Below are 26,323 nucleotides of genomic sequence, written 5' to 3'. Positions count from 1 at the left end.
GTGCGTCTTTATCTTTTTGTCCGTTCGCTGATGTACCGAGAATGGAAAGGACACCTCTTATATTCTAGATTCAGCTATTTCGCTGAATGGAAGAATCACGATTTCATTTTCAATTTATCTTTCGTTTTTTAGGAGGTGTATATGAACAAGGTAACTAAACACGCACTTCTGGTGATGGCATGCTCAATCGGAGCTGGACTGAGCCAATCTTCGATTGCGGCCGACGGCACGGCTACGGTTTCCATCGATTGGAGCCAACTTCAAATCTCCGTTACAGGGGCGGATGGAACAGTCCCCAATGTAACGTTTTCAGACGAGTACACCAGTCTGAGCTCATCCGCATATGTCCCTAATGAAGGGAGCGAGCACAACTCGAAGTTGATCTATGACTGGACATCAACCATAGCTGCGAACGCGGAGGCAACTACGACCACTTACGCTAATGCATCGGCTTCACCGCTGAGCTTTTCAGCAAATGCACAAACCATGGGTGATGATAATGAATATTCATACTGGGATAATTCAAGCGCTTCATCTTCAGGGAGCCGGGGTGAATATTTTTCTTTTGATGGTCCCGGTGTGCTTACTGTAACAGTACCCTACACTCTAAGTTTAACAGGGGGAGATACCTTCGATTACTGGGACTCCACCTCTGCCTCGATCAACGCTTCCGCAAATTTTTATGGCTATGAAAACAACGGAAGTTTTAACTCTTATTCCAACGCCTCGTTTGACCTGAGCTCGTATTATGGAGAATCCCCTCAATCTCAATCGGGCAACCTGGTTTTCGGCATTTTTGCGGCCGGTCCTGGCAGTGGATCACTTAATTTCGATATCCACGCAAGTGCCCGGGGCGTTGGCATGATACCCGAGCCGGAATCTTACGCCATGCTGCTTGCCGGCTTGGGTCTGATGGGTTTAGTCGTGCGTCGCCGCAGCATAAAGAGAGACGCCTGAATCTTTTTCCGAGATCTGATAAATAGTGATTACCCGTTGCAACGATTGCCCATGGCCTCCTTCTCAAGACCATGGGCACGTCCGCCAGCTCACCTCTATCCTCTAAAGGAGAATCTAAAAGTTTGAGACGACTGTCAGGCGAAAGATACGAGGTCCCGGCAGGATATTGTTGTTGTGCGCCGAGGCAACATAATCGATATTGACTATTTTCTCGACGGCGCGTTATTTCACCGTTTGCATTTGCAATAAACAAGACACGGTTTTAATTTCATTTGCTGTAGGTCTTTAGTCCGGCGCTCGTTTTACTTTCTGATACCCGTAAGTTCAACCTTGTCGCCATTTGGAGACAAGGTTGTTTCTCTATAAATCAAGTAGTTATAGCTCAACAAGAGGAATGATTAGTCGCACTGCGACGACATTTGAAGAACTATCTTTTTAATTAACCTGTTGTATAAACGGTTATTCAAGCCTTAAGCGCCTCCGGCACGCTAAATGCTTGTCAAGATAAGCCGGGTATTCTCGGACCTCCAACTCGGGAAGGATTCTTGTGGAACAGGAGAACAAACGGCACGCGGAAAAATGACAATTTTTATTTTCCAATGCAATAACTTATCATTAGGAGAAAAAGAAATGAATAATTTGTCTAAGTTAGTTATAGCCGCTTTAGCTTTTGGAGGTTCTATTTCCACCGCATCCGCCGCAGGCGTTATTACCGACATAACGGCGAGTGGGGAAGGTATGGGAACGTTTAACATTCTCAGTAACACTACCGATCCCAACGTACTGGATCTTACCAAAAGCTTTGAAAGTGTTAATCCAATCGTCCTGACTTTTACTGTCGCCCACACCGACGGTCCAGGCAATCCCTATACCGTGACAGAGGCGGTCACCAACAATACTGGCCAGTCCTGGATCGACTTTCACTATAGTATTCAAGAACCAGAGCAAGGCCAAGGGGTCGTGTTTACCGAGCACGCCAGCTCGACACTTTCAGGTTTCACGCTTGATCAGTCCAGCGGTCCGCGCAACCTCAACTTTACCGGAAATCTAGGGGATGACGGGATTGCCAATGCATCATTCATGCTGAGTCCGTTCGATCCAGGCGCGGGGAACACCACCACCTTCACTCTCACGCAGGTTCCGACAATTCCCGAACCGGAAACGTACGCCATGCTGCTTGCGGGACTCGGTATGATGGGTTTTATGGCAAGACGCAGGAACAGTAAGCAGAACGGTTAATACGTAATCATCGTATACACCCACCCCGCCCTGTTCAGGGCGGGTTCTTGGCAAACCGCTTTCTCTCTCGGTAATACTACAAGTGCTGCGCCTGCCTCAATTCTATTATTTATCGCGTCGCAATCCCGCCAAATTCGTAGCCCAGTTTTTGGCAGGATTCTTATGTACTTTTACCTTCCTTCGATTTCTCCACATGAGATAGCCGGTAACAAATAGGACAAGAGGTGAAAAGCCAATAATTACTTGCAGTATTCGCGTAGGCAGTCCACCTATTACCCCAACGTGTATAGGGTAAAGAATATTATAAATGCGGGTTCCTGAGGGAGCGTTCAAGACATTTTCGACACGCAATACTTCACCGGTGTATTGATCGAAATAGATGAAACTCTTCCCGTTAGGGTGCGATTCTTCGGACAATTTTTTTCGCACCACCAGAGGTGCCTGCGGCGTTTGCGGAAAAGTAATCCATGTGGTGGGCGCGGGCAGGATGCGGTCTGCTCGATCCAGCAACGAATCCAATGAAATTGCTGCTCCCATTGCTCCGGATGGATCGGAAAGGGGTGGTGCAGGTCTTGGCTGACTGACTGTCACAAAATTGATAAGGTCGACTACGGTTTTGTTGAACACCAGAGAAACGCCGGTGAAGGCAATAATCAGAAGGAAAAGGGATGTATAGATGCCCGATGCGCGGTGCAAATCAAAGATCACCTTTTTCCATGGGGCGGGCCAATCGATTTTGAAGCCTCGGGAAATCTTTTTAATTCCATTGGGTGGCCACCACAGGAAGAACCCCGTGATACTCATGCAGATTAATAGCAAAGCGCTCACACCAAGAATAGTTTTACCGTCCTCGCCCATCAGAAGTTCGGTATGCAGGAGGCCGACCCACCCAATAAAGGTATCTTCCTGTCTATGCGCACCGAGCACTTCCCCACTGTAAGGATTCGCATACACGAACAAATCATGGGCGCTATTCATCTTGAACAAATAAGTTTCCTGCGGCGCGCGAGGCATCCGCATAAAAACTGGCTTGTCTTCCGGATACGCCCGCTTGACCGCGTTCAGCACCTCCTGGACAGGAACACGTTCATCGCGTACCGCTGTTTTCATCAATTCCGGATGCATGAGTTCTTCGATCTCTTCCCGAAAAACAATCATGCTCCCGGTTAGTCCGCTCAGAACTAGAAACAACCCGGCAGCAAGCCCAATATAAAGGTGAAGATTGAAGACAACTTTACGTGTTCTCATGATTAAGACCTTGAATAGACCTGCTAACCGAGAAGGCCCGAGTTCTCCGGAACTCGGTCTTCACCCCTCGGAATAGGGTCAATCAAAACTCGACCCGAGCTACCGTTTTGGCCATGATAGGAGCACCTACGCCAAGCAAACCATTACCCGCGGTACTCCAGTAATTGCTGTTGGTTGCGTTGTCCACCACTGCCTGGATCGTGGTACGCTTCCCAGCTATGCGAGTCGCATAGCGCGCATTAAGGGACAATATCGCGTAGTCATCCACGAACGCCTGGTTTTCCGTATTGACGGGCCGTCTCCCCACGTAGTGCACGCCCCCTCCGAGCGCCAGTCCGGGAACGCTCTGCAAACGGTATTCGGCGAAAAGGCTGGCCGTACGCTCGGGCGTGTTATCCGGTATCCGGCCAAAGGTCGCAGGATTGTCTCTGTTTAACTGCTTGGCCTCCATGAACAGAGCTGATCCGATAAGGGACAATTGTTTCGTCACTTCTCCGGCGAGCGACAGTTCAAATCCGCTATATTGTGCCATTCCATTCAGAACGAAGCGATTGGCCGCGTCTATGGTAGTCGAGGCGCGCTTGATGTCGAAATAAGCGACCTGGAGCAATATACCTTGCGCAAGGATTGCTTTTACCCCAGCCTCCTTTTGGATTGATACTGCGGGCGCCAGAATCTCGCCGGCGTTGGCGCGGTTGGCGGGTGCCTGCCCGCTTTCCTCAACCCCCTCGATGTAACTTCCATATAGCGAAACGTTGGGGATGATCTTGTACAGCAGTGACAGCGACGGGTTGATGTTGGTCGCCTTAAAGTGGGTATTGGTCCCAACACTCTCATAGAAGCTGCCACGCACTCCCAACATCACTTGCAGTCTATCCGCAATCAAAATGCGGTCGGACAGATACACGCCCAGGTCCGTTATTTTCGAGAAGTTCGAACTGAAGGGCATGGTGGGAGATTGCCGCGCGATCTGATTGGGATGAAAGAGGTTCTGCGCAACAGTGACATTGGACGAAGTGCGAGGATCCTGGCTGCGCTCGCTACCGGTAAAGCCCAGGGATATTTCATGGGTAATGTACTGGCCGGGCAGACGTCCGAAAACTTCCGCGCGGAGATTTTCGTTATCCCAGACCTGGCCTCGGTTAAAGAATATTTGTAGGTCTCCTTGTCCTGTAGCAAGGTTGTAATTCTGGAACTGGGAAAAATTACGGTCGCGCATGGTACGCGCCTTGCCGGCTTCAAACAGGAGCGCCCAGTTGTCGCTCAGCGCATAATCAGCACGAAGCAGCAGATTGGTCGCTTCGGCATCATATTTCTGCCACTCTCCCGCAAGGTTGCGACGGGCATTTGGAACAGGCGGCAGCGTTATCACACCATTCACCGCCGCGGGGGCTTTGATTGCCGCTTGTTCGGAAACTTCCTTGCGGTAATGTTCCACATCAAACTTGATGGAAAGCCTGTCGGTGACGCGCCAATCAAAGGCACCCGACATCAGCGCACGGTGGCCAGAAAAATTGTCGATGCCGATATCTTCGCGCCCGGCGACAAGATTGATGCGTGCTCCAAATTGCTGCGTGTCTCCAAAGCGCCGCCCCAGATCGATATGAGTGTTGGCGCCGCCATAGATATTGGCCATTAACGAGACATTGGAAACAGGGTCCTTGCCCGCGCGCTTGGTCACCATATTGACGATGCCCGACGGCGGTACAAAACCATAGTACAGCGACGAAGTGCCCTTTAGCACTTCGACACGCTCCTTGTTCTCCATCGGAATATCGATGAGGTTGATGACCGGCAGCGATCCGTTGAGCCGGTAATTGCTGCGATTCTCCACGAGAATGCCGCGGATCGAGAGATTGTCGTACGTCGAACCGTTCAACTGCGCCCGCGTCACACCGGCTGTGTTACGCAGAGCCCCAAACAGGCTGGTTGTCGCTTGTGCATCGAGTACCTCTCGTGTAACCACATTACTGGTCTGTGGCACGTCGAGCGGCGCCATATCCCGGAACGTCCCGACCTGAACGGTATCGGACTTATAGCTCCCTGTGCGCTCTCCGGTCACAGTCACAGCGGGAAGCTTCTTACCGGGCTCAGGCTGGCCCGAGGTCTGGGCGCTTGCTTGCTGAATCCAGGACGCCAGCGAAAGCGCCACGACTGCCGATGATAAATTCAGCTTCATGATACTTCTCCATGAACAATACGGCCGTACCCAGCTGCGGGGCCTCAGGAAGAAGATGGCGTTCAACTGGTTACTCATGACGATAGGTCCCGATACCGTAACCTTCGGGCAGCGGCGGTATTGGATGGGATCAAGAACATCGGATGATGGCGAAATGATTATGTGTCTCATAGTTATTTTTCTTTTTTTAGTCTGTTTGCTCATAAAGTGATCCTGCAATCGATTACTGAAACAGTATTACCTGGAAAAAAATATATTATGAAGTATCGATAGTAGCCGGCAGCATGAAATTGCCGGTGCGTGGTGAAAGGCGGCAGCATACCGGATAGCGGTCGAAAAGCCCCATGTTATACATCCATACCCCGGGGTGCATCCGGTTCACCGGCCGCTTCCGGTATCTTGGCTGCATCCCGACCCGGACGGCACCAAAATACCGGGGAGGATAACATCATTTTATCCTGCAGCAACGGTACAGAGATATTGCAAATTGGTAATGGAGAGGGAAACAGATGCCGGGTTGTTTTTGGCGGGTACAGGTCTCCCGCTCTGGCACGGCGCACAATCTCATGGGGATCCACAAGATAACCTTGCCTGGACGCGTCTACCCTCACGTAACCGTAGTCGAGCAGCAGGCAGGGAACATACTTCAGCCCGAGCTGGAGAGCCGCCTGTAAACGGTGGTGACCATCCATCACAGCCAGGCTTGTGCGTTCCACCGCAATCGGGACACGCCACAGCTGTTCTCGTAAAATAGTTTCAGCCAAAGTAATCGCATGCTGGGGATAATGGCACTCATTCGGCCTAATCTGCTTAGCGCGTACAAAGTGAACAGGAAACGAGCAGAGCATCATCAGTTCCTTTTTTAACAATTGTCCAGAAACACGCGTTCAGGATGAGGATGGCTCAAAAAATCGTGATGCGAGATGTGCCAGCCATACGCACCGGCCAACAGGAAGACGACACGATCACCCGCCCGCAGACGTTCGACCGTAACATCACGCGCCAGGATATCCTTGGGGGTGCACAGTTCGCCGCACAGCGTGACCTGCGCATCATGTACCCCTGGGCGTGAAAATGGGTAACACCAGCTATCGCGCGCCAGTACCACGAAGGGATGGTTGTGCTGCCATGAAACCGGCAACCGGAAGTGGTGCGACCCGCCGCGCAGTATAGCGAAATGTTTGCCGTAGGTAGTCTTCACATCAGTAACCTCCGCCACGTAGTAACCACAATCTGCGGCAAGAAAGCGTCCACACTCGAAAACAATCTGGAAGCCGGGGCGACGCCGTGCGATGAGCATCGATAGCCCCTTGCAAAAACTATCCCAATCAAATGCCGCGTTCGGGTTGGCATAATTTACGCCAATGCCGCCGCCGACATTGAGCCAGTCAAACTCCAGCCCATAGCCGCGTTGCCAGGCTTCTGCCAGGTTAAAGTAATGCTCCATCAGAGCAAGATGGGTTTGCGCATCCAGGTTGTTGGAAATCGCGTGAATGTGTAGACCTTTGAGGCGGATGCCCGGCAGTGTACGGATAAATTCGAACATGGCGGGAATCTGCGTTTCTTCGATGCCAAATTGTGTGGCTTGCCCACCCATACGCAACGTTGCCTGCTGTGGCACGCTTGCGGGGTTGACACGCAGCAGAATGTCCGCCACCTGGTTGCGGCATCTCGCAATCCAGTCGAGGCGCCGCAACTGATGCTCGCTTTCCACATGAATCAGCATGATTCGTTCGTCAAGAGCACCTTCCAGTTCGGCATCACTTTTGCCGGGGCCGCCGAAAACGATAGTAGCGGAGTCATCAATCGCCCGCACATGCCGGATTTCGCCCAAAGACGCTACTTCGAACCCATCGATATGGTTGAGCAGCGCTTTCAGTATCGGCTCGTCACTGTTCGCTTTAATTGCGTAAAAAAGTTTGCACCGCGAAGGCAGGCTTTGTCGTAGCCGGTCAGCACGCTCTCGCAGATGCGCCAGATCGTATAAGTAGGCGCACACCGGCTGCGTGCGGGATTCGGTTCGGCCCTCCAGGTAATTGCGCAGCCGTTGCAAATTCATTGCCCGTTGACCTTAATTTGATACTGGCCGAGATGAGCCGCCATTGCACGGCGTGTAATGCCCCGGTCATCCCCCAGAATGAACATCCGAACTTCGTCCCGATACCAGTACGTAAAATCCTCGGGTGCTCGCGGCAGCGCGCAGAATATTTTGTTATGGCGCTGTGCGGCGGCACGAATACGGGATACTGCCGCACGCACCTTCGAATGGCGTGTTTGCCAGGGCAGGCCGAACGCTTGCGAGAGATCCGCCGCGCCCTCCAACAGCACGTCCACCCCCTGCACCGCCGCGATTTCCTCGACATTGTCCAGTCCTGCCTGGTCTTCGATCATTATCACTACCAGTGTGCGTTCTCTTATCGCATCCATGGAGGCCCCGAGGTCGTCACGTCCATAACCGCTATGCCAGGTGGTGTTCAGGCCACGCTCGCCAAGCGGCGCAAAACGACAGAGACGCACCGCATCCTGTGCGGCCTGCACCGAGCGAATACGCGGAAATACAATGCCTTCCGCGCCAGCGTCAAGTGCCTGCAGCGCTTGATAGTCGGCTGCCACGCGCACAAGTGGCGCTACGCCGCTTGCCCGCGCCGCTAACAACATTGCCCCCAGCTGTTCGGCGCCGATCAGCGTATGCTCCAGATCAATGAGGACAAAATCATATCCGGCTGCAGCAATCAGCTCTACACTCAGCGCGGCGGGAATGGAGCAAAACAGGCCGTAAGCCGTATCGTTCTTCTCCAAACGATATTTCAGATACACAGCGGTTCCTCGATCCGGGCCAGTGGATTAGGCGCATGCCGCGTGCGCAGCCTCGTTTCCGGTTGGAAACGTCGGCTGGCAAGCAGCTCGATACCCACCTCGTCAGCGAAGCAATCGAATAGCGAATAACGTGCTGCACCTTTTGGGTTGCGACTTTGATGCGCGTGCAGTACTTCGCCAGTGACCTGCCAGAACCGCTTTTCTTCCATGTCATAGTTGCGCAGGAACAGCCATGACAATTCCGCCAGGCTGACAAAGAAAAGCGCATCGAACGTGAAATCCCGTAGTTCGTCGGCACTTTCGGTTTCCAGGAAAGAGTTGGGGTTGATCTGCAAATGCTCCGACGGGGGCGCCGTGAGTATAGGCGCCGGGCCGGATAACAGCGCTTTGCTGAAGCGTACTCCGTCGTGGAAATCCTTGAGCGCTACCCGTGCCGGCAAGCCGTCTTCCAGCAGTAGAATCATGTTCTGCGCATGTGATTCCAATGCGGTCCCATGTTCCCAAAGCAGATGCAGCACCGGCAGATATGCCCGCTCCACCAATCGCCTCAGCCATTGTTCTGGACCATGGCGTCGCACCCATGGATCGATGAAGGGCCTTCCGTCGATATCGATATGCGTTACGGCGGTCATCGGCACCGCCCTTTCCCCCGGGCGCAAATAAGCATGCACGCTTTCGCGCCAGATACACGACAATGCTCCATATTGACCGCTGGCCGGAGCCAGCGGTGTGAAGCTCACCCCAGCCACTTCGCGGAGCAGCACGGGGCGAACCATGGGTAATGGCCAGTCTGTGCGTTCCGCCAATCCATGCAGCCAGTCGCTGATGACGGGTGCGTTCTGGACAGTGTGTGGCGCCAGCACTCGCGAGGTGGAAGTGTTGATGAGATTCATCGAGAGCTTGAGCGACAGGCGATTCACGTCGGTCAGATTCCCCAGGGTACGGATCGATTGCTGTGGCAGGTATTGATCGGCTAACGGGCCGATTGCCAGGAGCTCACCCCGTGCCAGAGCTTGATGGTAACCCGGCAGAACGACTTCATCCCATTGCCAGGGATGAACCGGCAGCGGCAGATAGTCGTCGGGCTGCAATGCGAGACGGGCTAATTCGTCACGGAAATCCTGCCAGCCGGGTTTCCCCAGCAACACGGATCCCCTACTTTCCTCCAGATTCAGCCCGTTGCTCACCGCCCAGCGGCAACGATCGCGTCTTACGGCCAGCAATAACGGCGTCACGGAAGACGCTATCTCCGGCGAATAGGCGTCGTTGTCTCTCAGCGTAAAGCCCATCCTTGACTTATAGGCGGGATGATAGAGGTGGCCATCGGTCAACCTTGCTTCCACCACGTCATAGTCGGCCTCGCGCAACAGCTTGCCGCTATGCGCGTTTAATGTTTGCGCATGCTTGATTTGGGTTGCCAGGAGTTCGAATGCAAACTGACCGAGCCGGGCCTCGTCGGAGACCAGCCATGGAGCGATTTCCGACAGGAATAGCGCGGGATCGCTGGCTTCGTGAGCTGCCCCATTGTCAATTCGCAGTAGCGGCGCCGTGATACGCACGCGGCCAAAGCTCATGGTCTGCCGTGCCTGGCATTGATAACTGACTGGTATGTCGTCGGCGCGAAGTCCGGGCAAAGTCAATGTTTCTTCATCCCAGGTGCAGTGCGGCACGGCGCCCTCGAATAACAGCGCCTCCAGGAGCTGCCGCAGCACGCGTCGGCTAGCCTCGCGATATGCCAAACTATTTATCAGGTTTTTATAATCGAGCGGATGCATGGGCTTGTTGTAGGATCATCGGATTGGGTATCTCGACCCATAACGGAGATTCGCCGTGTTGATAAAAGCTGCTGAGCATGTTCGCTTTGGCCGGCAACGTGGATTGGACGAACAGATTCCGCACCAGCGGGTCATCGGTTGCCGCATCCAGCATCCTTGCCGTGTCACGCCATAATGTTGCTTCGGTGGTCAATCCAGTACGAGCCAGGCACGCAATGGCATGGCCGATATGATTGACCAGAACGTAATACTGGAAGCGATGCCAGGCCTGTCCATCGTCATAGAGCGCCGGACTATCGTCCGGGAGGCAATCGAGAAAGGGGAAGCGCGTGCGGCTGATACTGACTCCCTCCATGTCTCGTGCGTAACCGCGCACGGGCCAGCCATTGCGGAAGGCTATCAGTGTATTTTGCAGATGTGCTTCCAGGCTGATACCGTATTCGAGAAACAGACGCAGCAACGGTAGCAGCGTGACGCCAAGATAGCTTTTCCACCACTCTCGAATCAGTTCCTCGCAGAGCGGTTGGCCTTCAGCGGACAGTCTCAATAGGGCTAGTAGTGGAATTTCCCCTTCGACCGGCTCTTCCAGCACCGTTACGACGGGCTGCACTTGCTCGGCCTCGGTTGCCGGCATCGCCAGCCGGTAAATCACCGCACAGGCAGCGCGTAGCGCTTCATCCGTAAACTTAAGTGTTTGACTGGCCAGTTCCGGCAGAATACAGAATGCCGTTTGTTCAGACACATGCCGCGGTAGTAAAGATAGCGCCAGACTGGCATCCAGCGCCCGCCTGACCTGGTCGGACGGATTGTTGCGTATGAAATTGGTGATACGAATATTGAGCGATAGCTTGAGGAATAAATTCTGCCGGGGTAACCAAACTGTACGCACCGACGAAGTAGGCCATGCCACTTCGCCCAGTGGCCCGAGCGAAATTAACATGCGGCTTTTTATCATTGCGCTGATTTCTGGCAGACCCAGCAGATAATTCGCCTGCCATGGATGACAGGGCAATAACCGGTAATCGCCATCGGCAAGCAGATCCTCGGCAAACGACGCTATCTCCGGATCAATTGAGGGATGCTCGTCGTTTATAGCACGGGTCTCCAGCATGCTGGCCGCCACCGCAAAGTAATGCAGGCGAAACGAAGCGCCGAGCTCAGGGGCGTAGCGTTGCATGTCTTCTTCGCTAAAACCTTCTGCGGCCTTGGAGGTAACATGAAAAACATGTCCAAAGCGCAATCCTTGCTCTGCAGTGACGAAAGGCGAGCGTCCCCCTGTGGGCTTACTCTGGTGGAAGCGGCGAACTTTGGTTACGCTGTTGCGCATCAATGATCGCAGGCGGTGACGGCTGAGCTCTGCCACTTCCGTGGGCTGGTTGCTGATTGCGGCGAGCGTATCGGCGATCAGATCAACAAGTGGCGTGGCGTTATCCGTCAAGGGTTGCCAATCACCCTGCCGCCCCATCCATGCAAATGGTGCCAGCCGGTGATAACCTATTGGCGAGAAATAGGAAAATGCGCCGGCTAACTGGTAGCCCGTCCGTGTAAACAGCACAAGATACGGGATCAGTCCGGCGCCTCGCCAGGCTTTAATATGTGAACGAAGTTCAATTGGTCCCGCCTCGTCCGTTGCGAGACGCGGGTCGAAACAACCGGTTTCCCGGCAATAGGTATTAAGGTACTGCTCCACCAGGCGTCGCTCTATCGGCGCCATTTCCAGCAAATTGGAGGGCATCGGGATCATTTCTTTAACTCTGCAAGGGAAAAGCTCACTGTACGATCGCTAAAGACCAGCAATCCGCTGGTGAAAAACAGTACGGCAATCGGCCAGATGAGGCTGACCGGAGAAAGAATCGGCAGCAGAAGCATAATGAGTAATGGACCCAGCAATTGGCCGGCGACCATGAAGCTCCTGCTTAATCCCGTCACATGGCCATAGGCCGCGATAGGCAGTTGACGGCTGCAGGCCAGCAATACCGACTGCATCAGTGCGGCATAACAGGCGCCCTGGCCTATCCGCAGTAGAGCCACAAGCCAGATCTGATCGGTTACTATCAGCAAGCCGATCGATAGCGCGCAACCCAAGGCGGCGAAAGTAAAATAGCGTCGAGGTTCACCGCGATCGTTCAGACGGCCCCACAGTGGACTGACCAGCATGGTCGCCATCCAACCCAGCGCATGCAGCAGACCAATCTTGCTGGCCATTGCCTCGGCGGCTGGAAAGCGAGCCGTCAGGTAAAGCGGGAATACGTTGACGAACGCGAACGCGGCAGCCTGAATCAAAAAGGCGGCAAGCATCCAGTTGCGCAGATTGCTATGGCCAAGCACGGTACGCAGACCGGAAAAAGATAAATCCGAGAGCGGTATTTCTTTTCGTGGCTCGGTGAGCTGGCTCCACAGCAGTCCGCCTGCAACAGCCGTAAGCACGGCGCTGGTGATCAGTAGCGGTTTAAGCGACCAGTGGTCCAGCATTATGCCGCCCAGTATCGGACCGGCCAACGCCCCGCAGGCAATGGCGCTTTCCTGCAAGCCCAGAGAGCGCCCGCGCGATATGTCATCGCTGATATATCCGATATAGGCGGTGAGCACCACGCCAATTGTGCTTATGCCCTGGAGCAAACGGCCCAGCATGAAGCCGTGCATACTCGAGCTTAATGCCATTAGCATTATACTGGCAATGAATACGATTAGCGATACCAGGAGCATCCGTCTATAGCCGAAACGGTCGCACCATTTGCCGGCATAAGGAGCCAGGCACAATGTACCCACGGCTGGCGCAGCCAGCGCAAGACTGCTCCAGTGCGCAACATCCTCCGCGTCCACCTGCGTCAGCGTCGCGATATAAAGCGGCATGATCGGTACAAACACCATCAGTCCAAGAGTAGTAACAGCCTGGCAGACCAGTAGCAGCGTGAGGTTATGCATGCGTGATATCACGCCATCCATCTCCGGGACCCGATGGACTCGTGGCTAACAGGGGATTAATCACACGCCCCATGGCGCTGGGCATACCTGTGCCAAAACTCGTGACGCCAAGCAGCGGTGCAAGCAGTTGCTTGAAAGGCCACTCGGCTTCCTTCAGCAAGAGGTTTTTCGTCTGATCCGCAATCTCGGCCGGCAGCGGTATAGATTCCAGACATGTTTCGAGCACGTTGCGGACAATGCGCCATCCATACGCTTCATCCCGGCCATAGTGAGTGGCCAGCGCAGCGAGAATGGCGTACAGATTGACCTCGATGGCCAACGTTTGCAGGTAGGCCAGCAGTTCCGCAGGAGTACTCAATTCCAACGTATTGGGTGTACTGCGATCGATAATATAGTCCGGCGCCGCCACACCCTGAGCCTGCATCAGCGGGCGGCAGATACGCAAGGTGTCATGATCACGGAGCATAAGCGCAACAATGCGGCGCTCGCTGAAAGCCAGCAGTACATTCTGCCCGTGCAACTCCGGCATCACACCCTGCGCAAAACAACGCAATCCCAATTCCAGTAATGCTCGGGTTATGTCACCAAATAGCGCCCACGCGGCTTCTTCTTGATTGGCGGATCCCGTCAAGTGATTGAATGCAGGCAGTTCGCCGTCAGCGGCGACGACTGGCAATGCCGCCATTGGGACCAGCGTTGCGCCGGGCAATACCGGATAGCGCCGGATCATGCAGGCCAGTTCGCCTGGTTCGGATTCAAGTGTAGCGCTGCCACTCCGCTGGCTTAGCGCCCACCACCGATTCTCGTCGCACAATAGCAGGTGGGCTCCAAGCCAGTCGTCGCGTTTGCGCAAGAATTCCAGACAAGTGCTAGCCAGTATGCCGTTGTGCAGATATCGTGGCGGCAACGCGCGTATTGCCCCCAGCGTGCGAACAGAGAGTGCGAGCTTGAGATGCATGCCCGGGCTTGCAGTGATTGCAAGCGAGCGTAGCGAAGCGGTTGGAATCGCTGCCCCCGGTCCTGAACTCAGGTCGATGCATCCACTCAGCTCAGGACAAGTTAACCGGTTGAGCCAGGCCCATTGCCATGGATGGACCGGCAACCACAACCAGTCATCGTTATCGGCACCGCAGGCGCGAGCGATCCGGGCCAAAGTATCTTGCTGCGCAGGCTCGAGCAGATTCTCGGCCAAGGGTTGACCGGTGACTGTGACGTCTCCTTTTGCTCTCACTATTCGATCTCGCGGCACCGCGACCCAATGCAGTAAAAGCGGCACCATTGTTTCAGCGGCATAGGCATAGCCGTCGCTTTCGTGCCAATCCTTGGCCCGGGCCAAGGGATGAAATGGCCGGTCTTTCAAACAACTCAAGGCTTCCCAAGACAGCAAGTCATCGGGAGCATCTATAAAACGTGCCATGATGTTGTTTTCATGCGCTGCCGTAAACGCAGCCTGGTCGTATGCCAGATTGAAGAATCGTGCGAAACGCCCTGTCTTGTCACTCCACCAGTCTGCCGTTTGCAATGCCTCGATAGTCTTGCCGATCTCAAGATCTGCCGTGTGCGTATCGCTGTGCAGCACTGCGCGCGGACTCAGCACCCGGAATGGCCGCAAACCATCGGCCCCCTGCCCATGCAAGCGTAATGACCGCATGCTGTCAAGCGCGATTTCCAGCATCGTTTTGCCTTCATCCGCCGGGTGCATCGTGCAGTGGGCGCGGAAACCATAAAGATTTTCCAGCCAGAGCGCATCGAACAAATCCTGAGCCAGGCGGTTCGCATACGGATGAGGTGTCATGATCTGCATGCGATTCAACCGTATAACGGCAACTGCGTGCCAATTCCACGCTCATTTGCAAGGCGGTAAAAATGGCGAGCGCAGATGATGTCGTCTAGTGCCATACCCATGGGATTGAGTAAAATGATTTCATTATCGTTTTCCCGGCCGGGCCTGTCGCCGATAACAATTTCCCCAAGTTCCGCATGCAGCCGTTCGCGGCTGAAACGTCCTTCCAGCACCAATTGATTGATGATCTTTTTTTCGCGGTTAGACTGGTCCCAGTCGTCCACCACTACCTTGTCAACCTTCTCGTAAACATCCTTGTGAACATCCATAATGGATACATTGCTGATGAAAACGCCTGATTTGAGCCATTCGTACGCCAGGTAGGGTGAATCGGTTACCGTACAGGTTACAACGACGTCGGCTGCGCGCACTGCGGATTCCGCCGAGGCCGCGCAGGGGAAATCCACATCCGGATAGCTCTCGGCGAGCTTTGCGGCCAAGGCGTTGGCAGCACTGCCGGATAAATCAAACAGATGAATACGCGCGATACTGGGGAATTGCTCCAGCAGCGTCCGCATTTGCATATGCGCAATCGGGCCACAGCCGATACAGGCTGCATCGGTAAACCCGGTGCGTGCCAAATAACGGGTCGCTACGGCAGTAATGGCCGCTGTGCGCATACCACTGATCAACCCGCCCTCAAGGATTGCAATCGGATAATTGGTTTGCGCATCATTCAGCACAATGACCGCGCTGGCGCGCTCAAGACCAAAGCTAACGGGATTGTGTTGGCGGCTGCCTACCCATTTGAGACCCGCAACCGGCTCCTCGCCCCCCAGGTAGCATGGCATGGCGATAATGCGGTCGGCGATGTGATCTGCGCCGGCCCAGCGCAGGTAGGGTTTGAGCGGCTGCACATAGTCACCGCGCGCGTGCGACGCCAGTCCATCAACTATTGCATCGACATAGGGTTGGGAATGGGCGCCGCCCAATGCAGTTATATCGCTGCGGCTGAGATAGAGCAAAGTGGGGGAGGAAGTTGAAGTGCTCATACTGTTTGTCCAACGGGAGTATCGGTGAATCTCTTTGCTATGCGGGAAAAATGACGCTCCTTCATGCGTAACAGCCACTGGTCGCTGTACACCGTATCCAGATAACGCTCGCCACGATCCGGCAGAATCGTGAGGAAACGTGCAGGCTCCATCAAATGAGCAGAGAGACGCTGAATAGCGGCGATGACAGAGCCGGATGAGGCTCCGGCGAAGATTCCTTCATGCTTTACCAATTGCCGGCATGCGATCGCGGACTCATAATCGTCTACCAGGATGACCTGGCCAAGTTCATCGCGCTTCAATAATTCCGGTACACGGCTCGCGCCAAGCCCGGGCAACTCGCGGGCAGCGGGTGGAGTACCAAAGAGTACCGAGCCAAACGCATCAACCGGGATGACTTTCATGCCGGGCCAGGCCTCGCGCAAACGACGGGTAATGCCATGGATGGTGCCGGAGGTGCTGACGCCCAACACCAGATAGTCTACAGGCCGGTCCAGATCGCGCAGGATTTCCTCGCCCTCACCGTTGTAATGGCTTTGCCAATTTCGCTCATTGGCATATTGATTCGTCCATATTGCATCAGGCTGCTCGCGTAGCATGCGCTTGACCCGATCGATGCGGGTTTCCAGATAACCGCCCTGGCGATCCTTCTCGGTAACAAGCTCAATATTGCCGCCGTAACATTGAATAATCTGACGATTCACCGGTGAAAGATTCGGATCTACCACCGCTGTAAATTGCAACCCGTGTATTCGGCAAATCATCGCCAGTGCAATGGCAAAATTGCCGGAGGAGCTTTCGATAATATGCGACCTTGGAGTTATGGAACCGTCGGCCAATCCATGCTCGATAATATAGTGTGCGGGCCTGTCTTTGATGCTGCCCCCCGGGTTGACCATTTCCAGCTTGGCCAACACCTCACACTGCGAATCCTTGAATAGGCGGGAGAGGTTAACGATAGGGGTTCCACCTATACAATCAAGAATATTGCGAAAGACCATGTAGCACCTCCAGCTGTCAGTTAATAATGATCATTGCGGCAAGCAGTTTAATAATGAGAGGAATAAGCATTCGCAACTGTTTTCAAAACCCCTTCCTTTCGGTCGCCAATCCAGCAATCAAAGATTAACCTCTATAAGACCTTGGCAGGCTTACTCCGATCAGTGTTTTCACACGCGATCGCGCCGGCATGCGACGGCGGCGCTCTAGTATCTTTAAATTTTTTTCGCGGACTGTGGTCGATAACAAGGTATAACGGTGCATTTTTCTTATTTCACAGCCGGTAATTCGGGAACCGGGTAAAAGGTCCTTGCCCGGAGCGGCTGGACCTCTCAAATAAAAAAATGGCTGGCTTGCCCAGGATGGGCTGGCGGGCTAAAAGCCACCGGGAAAGGAGAACCCAGCGGCAACGGATAGTTTATATAATGGCTTTTTAACTGATTCTGGGCAATTTCTACTCGACGCGATTCAGAAAAGTACCACATACCGATTTTTTCTGTAAAGCTTTTCTGTAAAGCATTACGCTACTCATGCATAACCGCCGAGTGTCTGAAAATATTATTTCCAAACGGAATAATAATGATTCTCATTATACTTAACAATGATGGAAAGGCAACTATTTTTTTGACGTCAAGCCGCAGCAGTTCCGCAATCTCCATCCAATTGCTTTCAGAAATGCACGTTCTATCGTTCTAACCTCTCCCGATTCCCGAAAAAAAATTTACGATTTTTCCACCTAAATCGCTTTACGAAAAGTCAGGTTTATCCGATGTACACCCGACAAAGGATGGTAGCCTTCCTTGACCGGCAGGATGCCGTGATACCGGAGTCTGGCCGGTCCTCCCCATACCATCACATCACCATGGGTCAATGGTATGCGCACCGCCTTATCCTCACGCCGAGAGCCGCCCCACAGAAAAACGGCTGGAATACCTAACGAAACCGAAACGATAGGCGCACTGAAGCCGCGCTCGTTCTTGTCCTGGTGTAATGAGAGCCGCGCCCCTGCCTCGTAACGATTGACAAGGCACACATCGGGCTCAAAATCATCGAAGCCACCGTTCGCCGCAGCCGCTTGCGCCAGGTTCAGAAAGACATCAGGCATGCGAGGCCAGGGCTTATTGCTTTCCGGATCTATTGCGTCATAACGATAGCCGGCGCGATCACTTACCCAACCATAGGAACCACAATTCGTCATAGCTACGGACATGCGAAAACCACCCGGTGTAATCAGATGACGAAACGGCGCCTGAGTTACAATACAGGCCAACGCTTCAAAAATGGCAGCTTCATTCGGTGCCGCAAAACCACGCAGCAGGGTGGCGCCAGGACATAGTTCTTCCCGCCGTGCCTGGTATAGGGCGGCATCTTCAAATAGACTCAAGGTCATCTTGCTCGTCCTTCCCTCTCAGGTTGCATCGTGAAATATAATGCCAACGGTGTGACGATGACCTGACCGGAGGCGGCTTACGCCGTGCCGCAAGTTGACGCGGTATATTCCGCGCGTACCCTGCACCGGCCGATGGTGCACGGCAAACGCTACGGCGTCTCCCTGTCGGAGAGGAACGACCTCCGGGCGCGACTGCATGCGCGGACGCTGCTCGGTCAGCACGAATTCGCCGCCCGTAAAGTCCCTGCCCGGCTCGGACAGGAGTATGGCGATCTGGATCGGAAATGCATGCTCCCCATACAAATCCTGATGCAGGCAGTTGTAATCACCAGGTCCGTATTGCAACATCAGCGGCGTCGGATGAAGTTGACCGGCGTCGTGACAACGCTCAAGGAAATCAGCGTGTTTGAGAGGATAACGCACGTTAATGCCCATTACCTCATTCCACCGATTGGCGATCGGCACCAGTTGCGGAAATATCGACGTCCGCAGCTTAGAAATGATGGCAGGCAGTGGATAGCTAAAATACTTGTATTCCCCGCGGCCGAAACCGTGACGCCCCATTACGACCCGGCTGCGAAAAACGTCATCCCGGGGATACAGCACGACCAGTGCATCGCATTCATCAGCCGAAGCAAGCTTTTCAATCACCGCACAACCCTGTGCATCCAAGTCGCCCGATATCTGCCCCCAATTGAGAGACTTCACCCGGCTTACAATGTCCGCAACAGGGGCGACACAAAGCGATTTCCCCCTCGGCGTATTCATGCTTTCAATTCCACTTCCGTCTCTGCTTCGAGAAGGCTGCGCTTGCGCTCGATGCCCCAGCGGTAGCCGGACAAAACACCATCCTGACGCACTACCCTATGGCATGGAATGGCAACTGCCAGCATATTCGCTGCGCATGCCTGTGCCACTGCCCGCGCTGCGTTTGGCGAACCGATACGCCTGGCAATCTCAGTGTAGCTTGCAGTCTGGCCTATCGGAATATCACGCAAGGCCTGCCACACGCGCTGCTGAAACGCGGTACCGCGCACATCCAGCGGTAGATCAAAACCAATGCACGGCCCTTCAATAAAGCCAATCACCCTGGCGACCAGCTGCTCGAAATCAGCATCGCCCCCGATCAGGTTGGCGCGGGGAAAACTATCCTGCAGGTCGCGTACCAGCTTGTCAGGATCGTTGCCCAGGAGAATGGCGCAAATGCCACGGTCGCTTTGTGCAACCAGGATCGATCCCAGCGAACATTCCCCAATGGCAAAGCGGATTTCCGTATCGGCCCCGCCAACTCGATAGTTGCTCGGCGTCATGCCGAGAACCTTGTTCGACTTCTCGTAGAAACGGCTGCTGGAGTTGTAGCCGGCATTAAAAATAGCGCAGGTCACCGTACGGCCACGGTCGAGTTCAAGGCGTACCTTTTTCTCGCGCTGTGCCATGGCATATTGCCTCGGCATCAATCCCGTAACTTGCTTGAAAACGCGATGGAAGTGATACGCGCTCATGGCCACCTCCCTTGCGAGGTCTTCCAAGACTGGAACAGTCTCTGACGCTTCGATAAGGCGGCAGGCTTGGGTGACCTTCGCCGCATGTTGTTCGGCCAGTGAAGGCCGGCTCGGCTGACAGCGTTTGCAGGGTCTGAAGCCCGCCTCCTCGGCCTCTTCACACGTCGTGTAAAAACCGACGTTCTCGGGCCTCGCCGGACGGGCTGCGCATGAAGGACGGCAGTACACGCCGGTGGTCTTGACCGCGTAATAAAACTTGCCGTCGGCGTCAGGGTCGCGCGCGCCAACGGCGGCCCAACGGGGGTCCCTGATCGTTTCGGCGGCGAACGTTCCCTTTTTCGCTGACGTAGTCACGACGCGCTCCTTTTAGTAGTTTGCGTGTTGATAACGAATACCAATTTATCAACGTCAGCAACCTGCCGCACCCCGAGTCTTGCTTTCGAATTCCATGATCGATTCCTGAATGGCCGACCTGATTGATAATCGGCCCATACCCATGATCGTTCGCATCTGTACCTCGCCTGCGAGATCCATAACGCGGAATACGGTCCGCATTTTGCCACCAGATGAGCTACTCAAACGCAGGCATTTTTTCCCAGTTATTTAAATGAAATCAGCGTCCAGAACCACCCTATAACGCGCCTTTCCCGTGGCAAGATGATCAATCGCATCATTCACCTTGCGCATCGGAAAGTGTTCCACCTGCGGTGCAATATTGTGCCGTGCGGCAAACTCCAGCATAGTCGATATTGTTGCGGGTCCTCCCGTTGGCGATCCGGAAACGCTTTTCTGTCCCATAATGAGGTCGAACGCAGGAATTGCCATTGGCTCCAACACCGCGCCTACCACATGCATGCGCCCGTTCGGCTTCAGCGTCTTGAGCAGCGAGGCCCAGTCGAGAGGCGTATTAACAGTGATAAACAGAAAATCAAGCGAATTGACGGCCTGGAGAATCTCGGCACTATCGCGGCTGGACACTATGCGATGCGCGCCAAACTTCCGTGCTTCGTCAGCCTTCGAGGGGGTCGACGTAAAAGCGGTCACCTCGCAACCCCATGCATTGGCGAATTGAAGTGCGAGATGGCCGAGCCCGCCGATGCCCACTACCCCAATCCGGTCCGTAGGCTTGACTCCAAACGTAACCAGCGGCGCAAAAACGGTGATGCCTCCGCATAGCAATGGACCGGCGGAAGACATGTCGACTGCATCAGGCAGCGGGATTGCCCACAACCAATGCGAGCGAATTTTGTCCGCAAATCCTCCGCGATGCCCCACAATTGTTGGCGTTGCTTTCTGGCAGAGATTGTTATTACCTGTTATGCACTCATGGCAATGCATGCAGCTATCGGCATTCCAACCGACACCGACGCGCTGCCCGATCTGCAATCCCTTAACCTGACCACCAGCCGCGACGACCCTGCCTACTGCCTCGTGCCCCGGCACAACAGGATATTGGGACAAACCCCAGTCATTGTTGAGAATAGAAAGATCGGAATGGCAAAGTCCGCAATACTCGACCGCGATCTCCACCTCTTCAGCACCGAGCGACCCGGCATCATAGGTATATGGTTCGAGATTCTGTTTTGCCCCGTGCGCAGCCCATCCGTGAATATCCATCATTTACCCTCTTTAAGTTGATGTGCGTCACAATATCTTGCGCACCCGGGTTAATCACCAAAAAAACTTTTACGCAGCTTGCACGCAGGGAGGTATGGTCTATGTTTTTTTAAAAAAACACAACGGTGCGCAAGCGCACGCTAATGGAAGCCGTCCATGCAGAGTCAAACGTCCCGTTATTTTGCTTCCTTCAAGATTTTCAGCATTATGATGCTGGTAGCATTGGCAATCTTTTACGCCGCAGTGATTTCAATTACAAACTGGACGGGCATCGGCATTTAGGCTTTACCATCTTAAAGCTCGTCCAACAGCAAAGAGGGCCGCAGTGACCAAGCGACAGGGACAACTTTATTTCGTCGTCTGCACATTGCTCATGGCGGCAAACTTTATTGGCATGACGATCCACAGCCATACTCGCTTCGCTGAAATCACCGATGAAGATAAACTCACCCCGGAAGAGCGATTGCCCATTGCTCTGCTGGATGTTCCACGAAATTAATAAGGACGTAAGCCACATTTCAGATGACAGACGCACCAATAACAGATACAGGCGCTCGCGCTGATTTTTACGACCAGGCTATTGGTCATCTTAGGCTGATTGACGACGACTGGGCGCAGCTCATTACCGCGATCGGGCCATGCATGCATCAATCGAACCCCGTGCGTGAACCTTATGAGGCCCTGATCAGAGCTGTGGCCTACCAGCAGTTGCATGCGCGAGCAGCCGACGCAATTATCGCCAGATTCCTGAACATGTATCCGGAAAATAGGTTCCCGTCTCCCATTGAGCTATTGGCGACTCGGTTCGAAGATCTACGTTCGTGCGGATTTTCAGTACGTAAAATCGGCACTATAAGGCATATAGCGGAAGGCGCATTAAGCGGCATAGTACCGCCTCGGGATCGTGCGGCGCGCATGCATGATGATGAGTTGATTACCCAGCTCGTCGAGCTGCCGGGCATAGGCCGCTGGACGGTCGAAATGCTGCTGATCTACACGCTTGAGCGAACGGATATCATGCCCGCCGATGATTTTGGCATTCGTGAAGGATATCGTTTTCTCAAATCTCTCAATGATGCCCCCAATCGCAAGGAGATGGAACGTGCAGGCCTGCTTTGCAGCCCTTATCGAACCGTAGCGTCCTGGTATCTGTGGCGGGTTCCGTCTCTGCCCCATTACATGAAGAAGACGAAGGCCAAATAGAGCTTTTTTTGATGTGATCGACCAACTAACCCCCGGTTTAATCCGTCCGGGCGCTCATCCCCACATTTTTACCGTACTTTAGCCAGTTGGCGGCTGTTCTTAATCAGCATTATGATCACGAAGCGCGTGGCTGGTTTAGAATGGGCATTTTTGCCAGAAAAATCCCATTGCACTTGAGCATTGGACATGTGCCGAATCGGCTCGAGCGTTTTTACGGAGAAAATGAATGCTGTTTGAGCGCGTCAAGTCCCTGGATCACATACTTGAATCAGCCGAAACTAGGGGACTCAAGCGGCAACTGGGGGCATTTGACCTGACCATGCTGGGTATCGGCGCGATTATCGGAACCGGTATTTTCGTATTGACGTCGGTGGCCGCGGGCAAAGCCGGGCCAGGTATGATGTTTTCGTTCGTCATTGCCGGATTCGTCTGTGGATTGGCGGCGCTGGTATATTCCGAGCTTGCCGCGATCGTTCCCGTGGCTGGGTCGGCGTATACTTACTCTTACGCGGTATTTGGCGAAATGACCGCCTGGATGGTCGGCTGGGCGCTAATCCTGGAATATGCGATCGCCGCGGCCGCGGTAGCTGTGGGTTGGTCCGGCTACATCAATGGCTTTCTGCATGAGATAGACTTTGGATTACCATTGGCCCTGACTGCGGGACCGGCCGACACGATTTTGTTGCGGGACGGCACAATCGTTGCAGGCGGTTTCAATTTGCTGGCGTTTTTGATATCCGTTTTCGTTACTTTTCTGTTAATTATAGGCACTGCAAAAAGCGCCAGATTTACCGCTATTCTGGTGGTTGTAAAAATTATCGCCCTGACAGCATTTATCGTTCTCGCCCTCCCTGCCGTAAATTCCACCAACTTTGAACCCATGCTGCCCAATGGCTGGGGCACGCCGCTTTCCGGAGTTGGAGTTCTCGGAGCGGCCGCGTCCATTTTTTTTGCGTACGTCGGGTTTGATGCCGTTTCGACAGCGGCCGAGGAAACCGCCAATCCCAACCGCAACGTGCCGATCGGGCTGATCGGTTCATTGACCATTTGCACGGTTTTTTATTTGATCGTCGCCTATGCGGCAGTGGGTGCTGTCGGCGCGCAACCGGGAAGCGAATTGTCGTTATCCAAAGAGCCCCTGGCTTTCGTACTGCGTGAAGTGGGTTACCCCATCACTGGTAACTGGGTAGCTACCGCCGCTATCATCGCCTTGCCGTCTGTGGTGCTCATGATGCTTTACGGCCAGACCCGCGTTTTGTTCACGATGTCGCATGACGGACTCATGCCCAAGTTTTTCTCCCGTGTGCATGATCGCTTTCACACCCCGCATGTCGTCACTCTCGTTACCGGCATCACCGTGGCCTTCTTCGCTGCGATGTTCCCCGTGGGCATGCTGGCTGATATCTCTAACACCGGCACGTTATTCGCATTTTTCATGGTGTCTTTAGGCGTGATGGTGCTGCGCCGGCGTGAGCCTGATCGGCATCGACCTTTTAAAACACCAATGATCTGGATTGTCGGCCCGCTCGCAATGGCCGGGTGCGCACTGCTATTCGTCAGCCTGGGGTGGGCCACGATAAGATTATTTCTGTTTTGGGCCGTTATAGGCCTCGTCGTTTATTTCGGTTATGCCCGCAAGCACAGCCATCTGGGAAAACAGCGAGCAGCAAGTTGATCAGATTTTCAAGAATTTTCGAAAACAAAGGAGCCTCCATGAACATACCTGAATTTTCCAGGCGTAACGTAGTTTCCGCTATCCTTCTCACAGCGATGATTTCACCTGCCATTGCCTTTTCGGCCCAACCCGACAGGCCATTGAAAGGGAGTTTCGTAACGCAGGAGCAAGCCGGATTCAGGCCGGACTGCCCCTCTAAATTTGGTGGCACCACGACCGGGACGGGGACAAGCACGCATCTTGGCAAGGTTTCCTTCACTGCCATCGATTGCATAATGCCAATAGAGAAAGAGAATTACTTCACCTTTACGGGGAGGCTCACACTTACTACCGCTAACGGCGATAAGCTAACCGGAAATTACAGCGGATCATTCAAACCCGTGGATTCTGGATCCCTGTATGCCCTTTCGGATGCGAAATTCGAGATAAAAGGCGGAACAGGACGTTTCGCGGACGCCGAGGGAACCGCAGGGCTTAAGGGAAACCAGGACATACTGACGGGTAAAGGGAAAATTGAATTGGACGGCACGATTTCTTATTAAAGCTTCAGTCAATTCACTCCGTGTCCACGTGGCGAAAAATCTCGCCACTTTAAGTTCTCTATACACCCTTGTAATTCATAATTCTTAATCCACCGAAATAGCGAGTCTTGGTTTAACTCAGATTTATTTCGGCTAATCGCTTAGGATGCGGTCAGCACGCTCAGCTACTAGTTCCGGCACCCCACCGTCGGAATACCTGATAAATAGCCAAGCGATATCCAGTATTAAAGCAGATGCACGGTTTTGTTCTAGCTGTTTGATTGCCATCGTTGGCAAGTCCCTTATGCCTCTCGGGCTTCCTGTAGCGGTCAAAGATAAGTGATGAGCACGCCGGCCGCCTGTGGGTCCACTTTTAGTCTCTACTGAACAGGCGTGTCTGCTCCAGGTACAGCCCTTTTTGCAGACGCACGAATGCGGTTCTAGTGCAAACGCGTTATTCTTTCGGTTTCCCGGGCTCGCCCAAAAATAGCGATTTGAATCCGAGGTAGCGCTGGGGTTCCTCCTCGGGGATAATTTCGGGAGTCAAGCTGGCAATTTCAGCTTCCAGTTCAACGATGCGTCGCTCCAGCCCTATCTTGTCCTGTTCCAGACGCACAACCTTCTGGCGAAGGCGGGAATGTGTCCATCGGCTCTTTATCATACTGGGCGATGACATCAGTCCGGCAATGAGCACGCCCAGACCAAGTGCGAGCAGCAACACCAGAGCCAGCGACCCCTCGAAATTCCACATAGCCAGGGTTACCGTCACCGGTACATTATTTTGTAGAGCAAACCCTACAACACATATAGCGAGAGCAACACCGATTATTAAAAGCAGATGCATGGCTTTATCCTGCTATTTGACTGCTATCGTTGGCAAGCTCCGCACTATCCCGGCTTTCCCGCCATGAAGAACAAGGAAATTGGCGCTGTCGGACATTTCCTTGAATTTTTGCTATTTTATTAATTCAGAGTTTACCGTCTCCCGTCTTGTCCGCTTGAGAAAGGCTTTTTTCGTTATCTTCCGTTATATGAAAAAAAACTTCATCCTCCTTGATCATGCCCAATTCACTGCGAGCCCGCTCTTCAATGGCTTCATAACCCTGCTTGAGGTCGCGTACTTCCGCGTCCAGCGCAGCATTGCGGCTCTTCAGTTTCTGGTTGATTTCGTGCTGCGTCATGACCTGCTGGTCCACTTCCCATACTTTAAGCCAGCTACCCTTGCCCAGCCATAGCGGATATTGCAGCAGGACAATCAACGCAGTGAGTATAAAGCTCAATACTTTCACTTGAACATCTCTCAAGACCACAGTTCGCGGGAAACTGCTACTTGTGACTTTCCCCACTTGGCGGGCATCGCGTTCAATTATATGCGTGCTTCAAATTTCTTCTGGTGACGTGCTAGAAAAAATAAGTCGAAAAACCCGCCTTGCTCAGCATG

Annotated in this window: 23 protein-coding genes; 6 read left to right on the top strand and 17 right to left on the bottom strand. The window is 53.6% G+C overall.

The features are described from left to right. Window positions 1-141: 141 nt before the first annotated feature. The gene (locus CRO05_RS15825; protein ID WP_097066854.1) at window positions 142-957 is read left to right on the top strand and encodes a PEP-CTERM sorting domain-containing protein; all 816 of its coding nucleotides are present in this window, start codon (window positions 142-144) and stop codon (window positions 955-957) included. A gap of 630 nt (window positions 958-1,587) precedes the next feature. After that, window positions 1,588-2,196, top strand: a complete 609-nt coding sequence (locus CRO05_RS08690; RefSeq protein ID WP_097066853.1) for a PEP-CTERM sorting domain-containing protein — start codon at window positions 1,588-1,590, stop codon at window positions 2,194-2,196. Window positions 2,197-2,301: 105 nt separating this feature from the next. On the opposite strand, the gene CRO05_RS08685 is transcribed toward CRO05_RS08690, so the two are convergent. The 15 genes from CRO05_RS08685 to CRO05_RS08610 all read right to left on the bottom strand — a co-directional run bounded on the left by CRO05_RS08685 (window position 2,302) and on the right by CRO05_RS08610 (window position 21,486). Then, the gene (locus tag CRO05_RS08685; protein ID WP_097066852.1) at window positions 2,302-3,444 is read right to left on the bottom strand and encodes a PepSY domain-containing protein; all 1,143 of its coding nucleotides are present in this window, start codon (window positions 3,442-3,444) and stop codon (window positions 2,302-2,304) included. A gap of 82 nt (window positions 3,445-3,526) precedes the next feature. After that, on the bottom strand, window positions 3,527-5,623 hold the full coding sequence (locus tag CRO05_RS08680; protein ID WP_097066851.1) for a TonB-dependent siderophore receptor: 2,097 nt from the start codon (window positions 5,621-5,623) through the stop codon (window positions 3,527-3,529). 347 nt (window positions 5,624-5,970) lie between these two features. Beyond that, the gene (locus tag CRO05_RS08670; protein WP_255405932.1) at window positions 5,971-6,471 is read right to left on the bottom strand and encodes a ParB N-terminal domain-containing protein; all 501 of its coding nucleotides are present in this window, start codon (window positions 6,469-6,471) and stop codon (window positions 5,971-5,973) included. A 14-nt stretch (window positions 6,472-6,485) separates the two neighbouring features. Next, on the bottom strand, window positions 6,486-7,682 hold the full coding sequence (locus tag CRO05_RS08665; RefSeq protein ID WP_097066848.1) for a type III PLP-dependent enzyme: 1,197 nt from the start codon (window positions 7,680-7,682) through the stop codon (window positions 6,486-6,488). Further along, the gene (locus CRO05_RS08660; protein WP_097066847.1) at window positions 7,679-8,440 is read right to left on the bottom strand and encodes an HpcH/HpaI aldolase/citrate lyase family protein; all 762 of its coding nucleotides are present in this window, start codon (window positions 8,438-8,440) and stop codon (window positions 7,679-7,681) included. Before CRO05_RS08660 ends, CRO05_RS08665 begins: the two co-directional genes overlap by 4 nt. Next, the gene (locus CRO05_RS08655; RefSeq protein ID WP_097066846.1) at window positions 8,431-10,215 is read right to left on the bottom strand and encodes an IucA/IucC family siderophore biosynthesis protein; all 1,785 of its coding nucleotides are present in this window, start codon (window positions 10,213-10,215) and stop codon (window positions 8,431-8,433) included. The genes CRO05_RS08660 and CRO05_RS08655 overlap by 10 nt, the downstream gene beginning before the upstream one ends. After that, complete coding sequence (locus CRO05_RS08650; protein ID WP_097067885.1) at window positions 10,196-11,950, bottom strand: IucA/IucC family siderophore biosynthesis protein; 1,755 nt, start codon at window positions 11,948-11,950, stop codon at window positions 10,196-10,198. Before CRO05_RS08650 ends, CRO05_RS08655 begins: the two co-directional genes overlap by 20 nt. Before the next feature lie 5 nt (window positions 11,951-11,955). Then, on the bottom strand, window positions 11,956-13,152 hold the full coding sequence (locus CRO05_RS08645) for an MFS transporter (RefSeq protein ID WP_235001354.1): 1,197 nt from the start codon (window positions 13,150-13,152) through the stop codon (window positions 11,956-11,958). Further along, window positions 13,133-14,935 carry an IucA/IucC family protein gene (locus tag CRO05_RS08640; protein WP_235001353.1) on the bottom strand — a complete coding sequence of 601 codons (1,803 nt, stop codon included), beginning with the start codon at window positions 14,933-14,935 and terminating at the stop codon, window positions 13,133-13,135. Before CRO05_RS08640 ends, CRO05_RS08645 begins: the two co-directional genes overlap by 20 nt. Window positions 14,936-14,949: 14 nt before the next feature. Beyond that, window positions 14,950-15,975: a 2,3-diaminopropionate biosynthesis protein SbnB gene (gene sbnB, locus CRO05_RS08635; RefSeq protein WP_097066843.1), complete on the bottom strand. Its 1,026-nt coding sequence runs from the start codon at window positions 15,973-15,975 to the stop codon at window positions 14,950-14,952. After that, window positions 15,972-16,976 carry a 2,3-diaminopropionate biosynthesis protein SbnA gene (gene sbnA, locus CRO05_RS08630; RefSeq protein ID WP_097066842.1) on the bottom strand — a complete coding sequence of 335 codons (1,005 nt, stop codon included), beginning with the start codon at window positions 16,974-16,976 and terminating at the stop codon, window positions 15,972-15,974. The genes sbnB and sbnA overlap by 4 nt, the downstream gene beginning before the upstream one ends. Before the next feature lie 734 nt (window positions 16,977-17,710). Then, window positions 17,711-18,364, bottom strand: a complete 654-nt coding sequence (alkB, locus tag CRO05_RS08625) for a DNA oxidative demethylase AlkB (protein ID WP_097066841.1) — start codon at window positions 18,362-18,364, stop codon at window positions 17,711-17,713. A gap of 18 nt (window positions 18,365-18,382) precedes the next feature. Then, the gene (locus CRO05_RS08620; protein ID WP_097066840.1) at window positions 18,383-19,132 is read right to left on the bottom strand and encodes a 2OG-Fe(II) oxygenase; all 750 of its coding nucleotides are present in this window, start codon (window positions 19,130-19,132) and stop codon (window positions 18,383-18,385) included. Beyond that, window positions 19,129-20,220: a bifunctional DNA-binding transcriptional regulator/O6-methylguanine-DNA methyltransferase Ada gene (gene ada, locus CRO05_RS08615; RefSeq protein WP_097066839.1), complete on the bottom strand. Its 1,092-nt coding sequence runs from the start codon at window positions 20,218-20,220 to the stop codon at window positions 19,129-19,131. The genes CRO05_RS08620 and ada overlap by 4 nt, the downstream gene beginning before the upstream one ends. 249 nt (window positions 20,221-20,469) lie before the next feature. After that, window positions 20,470-21,486: an NAD(P)-dependent alcohol dehydrogenase gene (locus tag CRO05_RS08610; RefSeq protein ID WP_097066838.1), complete on the bottom strand. Its 1,017-nt coding sequence runs from the start codon at window positions 21,484-21,486 to the stop codon at window positions 20,470-20,472. A 322-nt stretch (window positions 21,487-21,808) separates the two neighbouring features. On the opposite strand from CRO05_RS08610, the gene CRO05_RS15510 reads away from it, so the two are divergent. The 4 genes from CRO05_RS15510 to CRO05_RS08595 all read left to right on the top strand — a co-directional run bounded on the left by CRO05_RS15510 (window position 21,809) and on the right by CRO05_RS08595 (window position 24,903). Further along, complete coding sequence (locus CRO05_RS15510; protein ID WP_159462712.1) at window positions 21,809-21,982, top strand: hypothetical protein; 174 nt, start codon at window positions 21,809-21,811, stop codon at window positions 21,980-21,982. Window positions 21,983-22,005: 23 nt separating this feature from the next. Further along, the gene (locus CRO05_RS08605; RefSeq protein WP_097066837.1) at window positions 22,006-22,686 is read left to right on the top strand and encodes a DNA-3-methyladenine glycosylase; all 681 of its coding nucleotides are present in this window, start codon (window positions 22,006-22,008) and stop codon (window positions 22,684-22,686) included. A 226-nt stretch (window positions 22,687-22,912) separates the two neighbouring features. Further along, window positions 22,913-24,361, top strand: a complete 1,449-nt coding sequence (locus CRO05_RS08600; RefSeq protein ID WP_097066836.1) for an amino acid permease — start codon at window positions 22,913-22,915, stop codon at window positions 24,359-24,361. A gap of 38 nt (window positions 24,362-24,399) precedes the next feature. Next, a complete protein-coding gene (locus CRO05_RS08595; RefSeq protein ID WP_097067884.1) occupies window positions 24,400-24,903 on the top strand; it encodes a hypothetical protein in 504 nt (167 codons plus the stop codon). A 433-nt stretch (window positions 24,904-25,336) separates the two neighbouring features. Here the strand turns inward: CRO05_RS08595 and CRO05_RS08590 are convergent, their stop codons facing one another. Beyond that, the gene (locus CRO05_RS08590) at window positions 25,337-25,726 is read right to left on the bottom strand and encodes a lipopolysaccharide assembly protein LapA domain-containing protein (protein WP_097066835.1); all 390 of its coding nucleotides are present in this window, start codon (window positions 25,724-25,726) and stop codon (window positions 25,337-25,339) included. Between the two features lie 124 nt (window positions 25,727-25,850). Continuing rightward, complete coding sequence (gene ftsB / locus CRO05_RS08585) at window positions 25,851-26,171, bottom strand: cell division protein FtsB (protein WP_097067883.1); 321 nt, start codon at window positions 26,169-26,171, stop codon at window positions 25,851-25,853. Window positions 26,172-26,323 lie beyond the last annotated feature (152 nt).

Origin of the sequence: Nitrosovibrio sp. Nv4 (genome assembly GCF_900215485.1) — a bacterium.
In the GTDB taxonomy this organism is placed as follows: Bacteria; Pseudomonadota; Gammaproteobacteria; order Burkholderiales; family Nitrosomonadaceae; genus Nitrosospira.
The sequence above is the reverse complement of the archived record's forward strand: the minus strand, read 5'-3'. Positions and strand labels throughout refer to the sequence as shown.